The organism is Mycobacterium sp. THU-M104 (assembly GCF_049197365.1).
Taxonomy (GTDB): domain Bacteria; phylum Actinomycetota; class Actinomycetes; order Mycobacteriales; family Mycobacteriaceae; genus Mycobacterium.
This window is the reverse complement of record NZ_JBMIOP010000085.1, coordinates 1-9,051: the sequence shown is the minus strand read 5'-3', so window position 1 is coordinate 9,051 and position 9,051 is coordinate 1. Positions and strand designations below refer to the sequence as shown.

Below are 9,051 nucleotides of genomic sequence, written 5' to 3'. Positions count from 1 at the left end.
ACACTGTTGCCGTGGTTCCAGGCGGGCGAGCCGGAATACGAGTTCGACAGGCCCTGCGAACCAGGACCGAACGAATGCGTAGTCATCAGTCCCCCTCCACCTGTACGGCGCCTCACCGAAGCGGGAGCCGACGTGAGATCCGTCACACGTAACGTTGCGTGACGGTGATCATAACCCTTTGCAGGCGTTCTGAAAAATGCTCCGGCCGACGGGCCGGAATCTTCGGGTGGCTATGACGCAGCGGACCGCTACGGGCTCGGCCCGTCGACGCCATGACGAGGTGGACCGGCGGTCATCCACAGCCGCGGCCCACTCCACGGGCAACAGCCAGTAGCTATGGGCCGTGCACGCGAGAGCAGACTGTGGATAAAGCTGTGGAAACTGTGGATAGCGAATCGTTGTCGGCGTCCCTGCGACGAAGCCGTGTGGGCGACGTCCGACCGGCCCCACCCGCACGCCTTAGGCTGGTCCGGTGATCCAGGTGTGTTCCCAGTGCGGCACTCGGTGGAACGTACGCGACCAACGGCGCGAATGGTGTCCTCGCTGTCGCGGCCCACTGCTGGGGCCCGAGTCGGGGCCGGTGCCGGGTTCGCCGGACCCCCGCTGGGGCACCGGCGGTGGCCCTTCGCCGTCCCGGGGGCCTGGCGCCCCCGGCTGGCAGCGCATGCGGCCGCAGCTGCCGCCGGGCTTCCGGTGGATCGCGGTGCGCCCGGGTGCCGCCCCGCCCCCGCGTTACCGACGGCGCTCCCGTGGCCCCACCCCGCGCTACTCCGTCATGCCGCGCTGGGGCCTGGCGGATCGGATCGACCAGGCTTTCGCGCCGGCCCCGACGCCGGCGAAGACGGGGCCAACGGCAGCGTTGGTGCGCACCACGCTGTTCGTGAGCGTGCTGATGCTCGGCCTCGCGGCCCTGGTCTACGTCGTGCGCTACGTGCTGTTGGTGATCAACCGCAACACGCTGCTCAACTCGGTGGTGGCACTGGCCGCGCAGTGGCTCGGGATCCTGGCCAGCGTTACGGCATTCGCGACGGTGATCGCGTGCGCAGTGACCGCGATCCGGTGGCTGATCGCGCGGCGCGCCGCGGTGTTTGCGCATCACGGACTGCCGGAACCGCGCTCGGTCCGGAGCCTTTGGGCCGGCTGCGTGATGCCGCTGGGCAACGTGGTGTGGGCTCCGGTGTACGTCATCGAGTTGGCCGTCGTCGAAGGCCACTACGCCCGGCTGCGCAGGCCGATCCTGCAATGGTGGATCGCGTGGGTGTTCAGCTATGCGGTGTGGATCTCGGCGATCGCCACCAGCTTCGCCACCGACGCCCAGGGCATCGCCAACAACACGGTCATGATGGTGTTGACGTACCTTCTCGCGGCCGTGACCGTGGCCGCGCTCTCCCGGGTCTTCGAGGGTTTCGAACGCAAGCCGGTGCAACGCCCCGCGCATCGCTGGGTGGCGGTCGGCGCGGACCAGCCGGACCTGCCCCCGGCACGCGAATCCGCCGGCCCTGTTGAGTTGCAGGGGCGGGAACCGGCAGCATAGTGGGATGACGTGGGCGGATGAGGTGCTCGCCGGGCATCCCTTTGTGGTCGCCCACCGGGGTGCCTCGGCCGGTCGGCCCGAGCACACGCTGGCCGCCTACGACCTCGCACTCAAGGAGGGCGCCGACGGCGTGGAATGCGATGTGCGGCTCACCCGCGACGGCCACCTGGTGTGTGTGCACGACCGCCGGCTGGACCGCACCTCCACGGGCGCCGGTTTGGTGAGCACGATGACGCTGGCCGAGTTGCGCGAGTACGAGTACGGCGCGTGGCACGAGAGCTGGCGCGCGGACGGCACGCACGGCGACACCGGCCTGCTGACGTTGGATTCGCTCGTGTCGGTCGTCCTGGACTGGCACCGGCCGGTCAAGCTCTTCATCGAGACCAAGCATCCGGTGCGGTACGGCTCGCTGGTGGAAAGCAAGCTTCTGGCGCTGCTACACCGCTTCGGTATCGCCGCCCCGGCATCCGCCGACCGCTCGCGCGCCGTGGTGATGTCGTTTTCGGCGGCGGCGGTGTGGCGAATCCGCCGCGCGGCGCCGCTGTTGCCGACGGTGCTGCTCGGCAATACGGCTCGCTACCTGACCAGCAGCGCGGTCACGGCTGTCGGAGCTACCGCCGTCGGGCCGTCGCTGGCGACCTTGAAGGACTATCCGAAACTGGTTGACCGCGCCGCTGCGCAGGGCAGGGCGGTGTACTGCTGGAGCGTCGACGAGTACCCGGACATCGACTTCTGCCGGGACATCGGGGTGGCCTGGCTCGCGACGAACCATCCGGGCCGCACCAAGGCGTGGCTGCAGAACGGCCGCACGGACGGTCTGGACGGGGGCCGGCCGCCGGCGACAGGTGGCGTGCCCGGTTAGCCGCGGTCGGCGCCCTCAGGGCTGTCCGTCGAGGTCGGCGGGTACCGGCGCGTCGGAGGCCAGCGCGTCGAACAGCTGGGAGGCCGCATCGTGGTCCCAGACCACGACCGAACCGGCTTCGGCGCTGGCGAACCGGCCGATCGGGACGGTGATCGTGGTGGGGTGTCCGTGCAGCGTCCAGCCGAGCCGGGCCAGATCCCACATGTGGTCGGCGCGGCCGACAGTCAGGGCGCCGGCGACTGCGTGCGGCACCGAGTACCACCGCCACGGGTTCACCCAGACACCCGGATCGGCGGCGCGGCGCAGCAACGACGACATGAACTCCCGCTGGTTGACCATCCGGTCCAGGTCCGCCCGTGGTGTGCCTCGGGTCCTGACGTAGCCGAGCGCCCCGCGGCCGTCGAGGGTCTGGCAGCCGGCCGGCAGGGCGATGCCGGCCAGCGGGTCGTCGACCGGGGCTTGCGGGCACACTCTCACCCCGCCGAGCGCGTCGACCAGGTCGGCGAATCCCCCGAAGCCGATCTCGGCGTAGTGGTCCAGGCGCAGCCCGGTGGCCTGCTCCACCGTCCGGGTCAGCAGGGCTGCTCCGCCGATCGAGAATGCGGCGTTGATCTTGTCCCTGCCGTGGCCCGGGATCGGCACGTAGGAGTCGCGGGGAAGCGACACCATCGTGGCCGCAGCGGGTTTCGACAACGCGGGAAGGTGTACCAGCAGGATGGTGTCGGTGCGACCGGTGCCGATGTCGCCGCCGGTGGACAACTCCCGCTGCTGCGCCGCGGTGAGTCCCTGGCGGCTGTCCGAACCGACGAGAAGCCAGTTGGTGCCACGGCCGGGGCCGGGGCGGTCGGGATAGGCGTTCAGGGCCGGCGTGCGATGCAAGGCAGTGTCCAGCCACGCGGCTCCGCCGACGACGGCGGCGCCGGCGATCAGCACGGCCGCCGGCAGGCTGAGGGCGATCGCCCGCACCCAGCGGCGCCCGGCGCGCCCGCGCGGAGCCCGGTGCGGCGCTTCAGGCCGGGGCGCGGGAACCGGTGGGGCCGGCGCGCGGGGAGCACCGCGGCGCGCGGCAGCGCGCGAGGGTGCCGGTTGACGGCGGATGACCGGGGACGGCTCCGCGCGGGTGTCCGGCGATGTCCGGGGACGTTCCGGTGATCGGTCGCCGTTCACCTACGCCAATTTAGCGGCGGGCGCGCAGCCCGTTGGCGAACGGGCAACCCATCAGCGCCCGGATTGCCCGGCCGAGTCCCGGCATGTCGCGCACCGGTTGGTGGAAGGACAACCGGACGTCGCGGTCGCCGCCGTCGGCTTCGATACGGAACCTGATGCCGTACCGGTCCAGCCCGAGAGGGCGGACCTGGCCGCGGCGCAGTGGTGCCGGCAGCCGGGACACCAGCCGGGCGACGATGTCGTTGTGCGCGGTGTCCAGATGCCACAGCAACGTCGATTCGATACCGCAGAACGGGTCGGGCCGGGCGGCGAGCAGGTCGTCCACACCGACGGCCTCGGCGCCGGTGGCGTCGGCGACCACCACCGAGGCGATCTCGAGCCGCAACAGCGCGTAGGGGGAGTCCGCACTGCACCGCCGTGACCTGGGTGTGTGCACGTCCAGCAGCGCGGGATGGGGATCCTCGGAGGCGATCTCGTCGAGCAGGCCGGTGACGGCGCACGACGGTACACTGCGCACCCGGCCACGCACCCAGACCAGCGACCGGACCGGTTCCCGCAGCGGCAGCGGCGCGTAGTCGGTGAGCTCCAGCACGGCCTGGGATCCGCAGATGCCACGGCCGGGAGCTCCACCCCGGCCGGCCGCAACGGCCACGGCGAAGGACCCGTCCGGCAGCAGGTGGTGCACGGGCGTGGCGAACGGGACCTCGTTCGCTCTGCCGCTCTCCAGGGCGAGCTGCACGCCGCCGGCCCGGGCGCACGCGCTGCGGATCCGTTCGGCGGTCGTCGGCGCGGCGCCAGGTAACGGTGACATCCAACCTCCTTAGGTAAGCCTAAGTTAACTTAGCGGGGAGGACGCCGCAAGGTCAGCGGGCGAGCTGCCGTTAGGGTTTGGGTGTGGTGCGTATCGCATACCTCGGCCCCGAAGGCACGTTCACCGAGGCCGCGCTGCTGCAGATGACGGTGGCCGGCCTGGTTCCCGAGCAACAACTCGACGGGATGACGCGGCTCCCCATGGACAGCACGCCCGCCACGCTGGACGCCGTCCGCGCCGGCACGGCCCAGTTCGCCTGCGTGCCGATCGAGAACTCGATCGACGGATCGGTGATGTCAACACTGGACAGCCTGGCGATCGGTTCCCCGCTGCAGGTCTTCGCGGAGACAACCTTGGATGTGGCGTTCAGCATCGTCGTCAGGCCGGGCCTGGAAGCTCGCCCCGGTTCCCCGGACGTGCGCAGTCTGGCGGCCTTTCCCGTGGCCGCGGCGCAGGTGCGGCGGTGGCTGGACGCCAATGTGCCCGGCGCCGAGCTGCGTCCGGCCTACTCCAACGCCGACGCGGCGCGGCAGGCGGCCGACGGCCTGGTGGACGCCGCGGTGACCTCACCCCTGGCCGCCGCCCACTGGGGCCTGGGTGTCCTGGCCGACGGCGTGGTCGACGAACCCAACGCCCGCACCCGCTTCGTGCTGTGCGGGCCGCCCGGGCCGCCGCCGGCCCGCACCGGCGCGGACCGCACCTCGGTGGTGCTGCGCATCGACAACGCCCCTGGCGCCCTGCTGTCCGCGCTGGCCGAATTCGGCATCCGCGGCATCGACCTCACCCGCATCGAGTCCCGGCCGACCCGCACCGAGCTGGGCACCTATCTGTTCTTCGCCGACTGCGTCGGCCATATCGACGATGACGCCGTCGCCGAGGCACTCACAGCGCTGCACCGTCGTTGTGCCGATGTGCGATATCTGGGTTCCTGGCCGACGGGTGCGCCCGCCGGGGTCCTGCCACCGGCCGCCGACGAGGCGTCTCGCTGGCTCATGGGTCTGCGGGAAGGAAGGCCGTCATGAGCGGGCGCCTGGTGCTGCTGCGGCATGGCCAGTCCTACAGCAACGTCGAGCGCAGGCTCGATACCCGCCCGCCCGGGGCGGAGCTGACCTCCGTGGGGCGCGACCAGGCCCGCGCTTTTGCCCGGGGATGGGGGCGCCCGGCTCTGCTCGCGCATTCGGTGGCGGCGCGGGCATCGCAGACCGCCGCGGTGATCGGGGCCGCGCTCGGCGTGACCGCGACCGAGTTCGACGGCCTCCACGAGGTGCAGGTCGGCGAGCTCGAGGGCCGCAGCGACGACGAGGCGGTGGCGGAGTTCAACGCCGTCTACGAGCGGTGGCACCACGGCGAGTTCGATGTCGGGCTACCGGGTGGGGAGAGCGCCGACGACGTCCTGGCTCGCTACGTGCCGGTGCTCACCGAGCTGCGCTTGCGGTACCTCGACGACCAGCAGTGGAGCGGCGACATCGTCGTCGTCAGTCACGGCGCGGCGATCCGCCTGGTTGCGGCGGTGCTGGCCGGGGTGGACGGACGTTTCGCGCTGGACAACCATCTTGGCAACGCCGAGTCGGTGGTGTTGGCCCCGATCACCGACGGGCGGTGGAGCTGCGTGCGGTGGGCAACCCTGACTCCGCCGTTCGCCCCCGAAGCCGAGGCCGCCGCCGACGCGGTCCGTTCGGGCACCGACCCGCTGGGCTGAATCAGACGGCCAGCGCGACCGATTCGGCGCATCCGCAGCCGAGGGCATCGCAGTCGACGACGAACGTGTGCGGCACCGGTTCGGGGCCGTGACAGTCTGCTTCGGTGCATTCCGACCGGTGCAGTGCGTGGCGGATCCGGGTTCCGTGACAGTGATCCAAGCCTGCCCGGCACGCGCGGCATTCGTGGCTCATCAGGCGTTCATAGCATCCGGCGCCGGCAAAGCCCCGGTGCCGCACCCGGCGCGACGGCACCGGGTGCGGGCTCGGGCTGCTCTCAGGACCAACCCAGTTCCTCCAAGCGGTCGTCGTCGATGCCGAAATGATGCGCGATCTCGTGGATGACGGTGATCGCCACCTGCTCGACGACATCGTCGTGGGACGCGCAGGCGTCCAGCAGCGGCTCGCGATAGATCGTGATCGCGTCCGGCAGCGAGCCGGCGTAGTCGGAGTCCCGCTCGGTCAGCGCCACCCCCTCGTACAGCCCGAGCAGTCCGGGGTCGTCGGGGTGGCGTTCTTCGACCAGGACGACGACGTTGTCCATCGCTGCGGCCAGCGCGGGTGGGATCAGGTCGAGTGCCGCAGAGACCAGCTCGTCGAATTGGTGCGGGTCCATCCGCACGGGCACGCGCCTAGCCTCCCGGCGCGGCCTCGGCCGGCGGCGCCTGCGGTGCGGCCGGAGCCGGGGGAGGAGGTGCGGCCGGCTGCTGGTGGGGGAGATGCTGGTTGTTCGGCGGGACGGGGTTCGCCGGCACGCTGGGCTGACTGGCCGGCGCCCGGACCGGGATCGGGATCGGTGGCAGCGCGAGCCGCTCCTCGGGGATGTCCGGCGGTGGCACCGGCGGCTGTCCGTTGATGAGCAGTTCGCCCTGGGCGTTGTTGACCAGCGTGGCCCAGCCCCCGGTGCCCAGCGTCGCGCCGATGCTGCACGCCACCTCCCGGCTGCCCGCCGACCAGCTGGGCAGGGAGACGGTCGGATAGATCAGCGTCAAGGTGGTGGTGCGCAGCTTGACGGGCGCCAGGTAGGACTCCGTCATCTGCGTGCACATGTCCTTGATGAAAGCGTCCTGGTCGGGCTCGGCGGGCAGGGGTCCGGGGAACTTCTCGGCCAGGTTCACCGTGCCGGTGACCTCCATCGCGTGGGGGGCCGCGCAATCGACCGGGACGTCGATCGGCTGGTTGGTCGCCGGGTCGATGCCCAGGCAGGTGCCGGCCGGCCACACCTTGGACTGGTCGAGGTCGGCGACTTTGCCCGTGAATACCTGCTGCTGGTCGTGCGCGCCGGGCAGCTGCAGCCCGCACAGCATGCGGCGGTCGCCGGACTGCCGCCAGGCCCGGTCGCCCGGCCACAGCAGGCTCACCATGAACCTGCTGTTGGGGTCGAACTTCGATCCGAGGTAGTTGCGGACCGCGGGTTCGCATTGCTCCTGGGTGATCTGCTGGATGCGGGCCGGCGACGGTGGTTCGGCCTTGGGTCCGTATTCGGAGCCGGGGAACGTCCGCATGTCGATGGACTCGGCGACCTCGAACTTGTGGTCGTCGGCGCACGTGACGATAGACGCGGACTCCGGGCTGACGTCCGGCCACATCAGGCAGTCGCCGCCGACGGCGCGGTTGAAGGCTGCTTCGTTCTTGGTGCCCGTCCTGGGGGCCGGGTCCGCGTCGAGGTAACCGGCCAGCCGCCCCGGCCCGGTACCGCCGACCGGGATGGCGGTCACCAGTCCGGCGATCATCAGGCCGCCGAGCGCGGTGAGCAGCAGACCGCGCCGCGTGGCTCGCGCCCGTGCGGCTCGCAGCCTGCGCGGCCGGCCCGGTCCAGCCGAAGTGCTGGCTTCCGGGGCTTCTGGCGCGGGGGATTCCGACATCTGCTCCATTGTGATGCTCCATTCTGACAGGAGTCGCACACCCGCGTGGCCACTGTTGCGGTTGTCGTTGCGTGGGATTGTCCGGGCGGGACGCTCCGCCGGCGGGCCGCAGCGCCGAAAGTAGTCTCAGGGCCGTGATCGACCTCAAGCTGCTCCGCGAAGACCCCGACGCCGTGCGCCGTTCCCAGATCAGCCGCGGCGAGGACCCGGGGCTCGTCGACGCCCTGCTGGCGGCCGACGCAGCGCGCCGGGCCGCCATTTCGTCGGCAGACGCGCTGCGCGCCGAGCAGAAGGCCGCCAGCAAGAGCGTGGGCGCCGCATCGGCCGAGGAACGTCCGGCCCGGTTGCAGCGTGCCAGGGAGCTCGCCGATCAGGTCAAGGCCGCCGAATCCGCGCAGACCGAGGCCGAGACGGCGTTCACCGCCGCGCATCTGGCGATCTCCAACGTGATCATCGAGGGGGTGCCCGCCGGCGGAGCGGACGACTACGCCGTCCTCGACGTCGTCGGGGAGCCGGCCGCGATCGTCGACCCGAAAGACCACCTCGAGCTCGGTGAGTCGCTCGGCCTCATCGACATGCAGCGCGGCGCCAAGGTGTCGGGCTCCCGATTCTACTTTTTGACCGGCCACGGGGCGCTGTTGCAGCTGGGCCTGCTGCAGTTGGCGCTGCGGCTCGGCGTCGAGAACGGCTTCGTCCCGATGATCCCGCCGGTGCTGGTGCGCCCCGAGGTGATGGCCGGCACCGGATTCCTCGGCGCCCACGCCGACGAGGTGTACCGGGTGGAGGCCGACGACCTGTACCTGGTGGGCACCTCGGAGGTGCCGCTGGCCGGCTACCACGCCGACGAGATCGTGGACCTGTCCGGCGGTCCGCTGCGCTACGCGGGCTGGTCGTCGTGCTTCCGGCGGGAGGCCGGCAGTTACGGCAGGGACACCCGCGGCATCATTCGGGTGCACCAGTTCGACAAGGTGGAGGGTTTCGTCTACTGCGTGCCCGACGACGCCGAGGCCGAGCACCGGCGGCTGCTGGGCTGGCAGCGCCAGATGCTGGCGCAGATCGAGGTGCCGTACCGGGTGATCGACGTCGCCGCGGGCGACCTCGGCTCGTCGGCCGCC

10 protein-coding genes are annotated in these 9,051 nt (G+C 71.3%); 5 read left to right on the top strand and 5 right to left on the bottom strand.

Annotated features, from left to right (window positions below; all coding sequences use genetic code 11):
- The first annotated feature begins 472 nt into the window (after nucleotides 1-472).
- Both ACOJVU_RS08220 and ACOJVU_RS08215 read left to right on the top strand, forming a co-directional pair.
- Nucleotides 473-1,534 carry a DUF4328 domain-containing protein gene (locus ACOJVU_RS08220; protein WP_421529321.1) on the top strand — a complete coding sequence of 354 codons (1,062 nt, stop codon included), beginning with the start codon at nucleotides 473-475 and terminating at the stop codon, nucleotides 1,532-1,534.
- Nucleotides 1,535-1,538: 4 nt separating this feature from the next.
- A complete protein-coding gene (locus ACOJVU_RS08215) occupies nucleotides 1,539-2,396 on the top strand; it encodes a glycerophosphodiester phosphodiesterase (protein ID WP_421529320.1) in 858 nt (285 codons plus the stop codon).
- A gap of 15 nt (nucleotides 2,397-2,411) precedes the next feature.
- Here ACOJVU_RS08215 and ACOJVU_RS08210 read toward each other — a convergent pair whose 3' ends face one another.
- Nucleotides 2,412-3,563 carry an LCP family protein gene (locus tag ACOJVU_RS08210; protein ID WP_421529319.1) on the bottom strand — a complete coding sequence of 384 codons (1,152 nt, stop codon included), beginning with the start codon at nucleotides 3,561-3,563 and terminating at the stop codon, nucleotides 2,412-2,414.
- 10 nt (nucleotides 3,564-3,573) lie between these two features.
- Nucleotides 3,574-4,374 carry a DUF2470 domain-containing protein gene (locus tag ACOJVU_RS08205; protein WP_421529318.1) on the bottom strand — a complete coding sequence of 267 codons (801 nt, stop codon included), beginning with the start codon at nucleotides 4,372-4,374 and terminating at the stop codon, nucleotides 3,574-3,576.
- Between the two features lie 83 nt (nucleotides 4,375-4,457).
- On the opposite strand from ACOJVU_RS08205, the gene pheA reads away from it, so the two are divergent.
- Together pheA and ACOJVU_RS08195 are read left to right on the top strand one after the other, a co-directional pair.
- Nucleotides 4,458-5,396, top strand: a complete 939-nt coding sequence (gene pheA / locus ACOJVU_RS08200; RefSeq protein ID WP_421529317.1) for a prephenate dehydratase — start codon at nucleotides 4,458-4,460, stop codon at nucleotides 5,394-5,396.
- Nucleotides 5,393-6,073, top strand: coding sequence for a histidine phosphatase family protein (locus ACOJVU_RS08195; RefSeq protein ID WP_421529316.1), 681 nt, complete (start codon nucleotides 5,393-5,395; stop codon nucleotides 6,071-6,073). The genes pheA and ACOJVU_RS08195 overlap by 4 nt, the downstream gene beginning before the upstream one ends.
- Nucleotide 6,074: 1 nt before the next feature.
- Here ACOJVU_RS08195 and ACOJVU_RS08190 read toward each other — a convergent pair whose 3' ends face one another.
- From ACOJVU_RS08190 to ACOJVU_RS08180, 3 genes are all read right to left on the bottom strand, one after another.
- Nucleotides 6,075-6,266 carry a hypothetical protein gene (locus ACOJVU_RS08190; RefSeq protein WP_421529315.1) on the bottom strand — a complete coding sequence of 64 codons (192 nt, stop codon included), beginning with the start codon at nucleotides 6,264-6,266 and terminating at the stop codon, nucleotides 6,075-6,077.
- Nucleotides 6,267-6,348: 82 nt separating this feature from the next.
- Nucleotides 6,349-6,699: a metallopeptidase family protein gene (locus tag ACOJVU_RS08185; protein ID WP_421529314.1), complete on the bottom strand. Its 351-nt coding sequence runs from the start codon at nucleotides 6,697-6,699 to the stop codon at nucleotides 6,349-6,351.
- A gap of 4 nt (nucleotides 6,700-6,703) precedes the next feature.
- A complete protein-coding gene (locus ACOJVU_RS08180) occupies nucleotides 6,704-7,945 on the bottom strand; it encodes a septum formation family protein (RefSeq protein WP_421529313.1) in 1,242 nt (413 codons plus the stop codon).
- A gap of 125 nt (nucleotides 7,946-8,070) precedes the next feature.
- Between ACOJVU_RS08180 and ACOJVU_RS08175 the strand changes: the two genes are divergently transcribed.
- On the top strand, nucleotides 8,071-9,051 hold a 981-nt coding region (locus tag ACOJVU_RS08175; protein WP_421529312.1), incomplete at its 3' end, for an aminoacyl--tRNA ligase-related protein.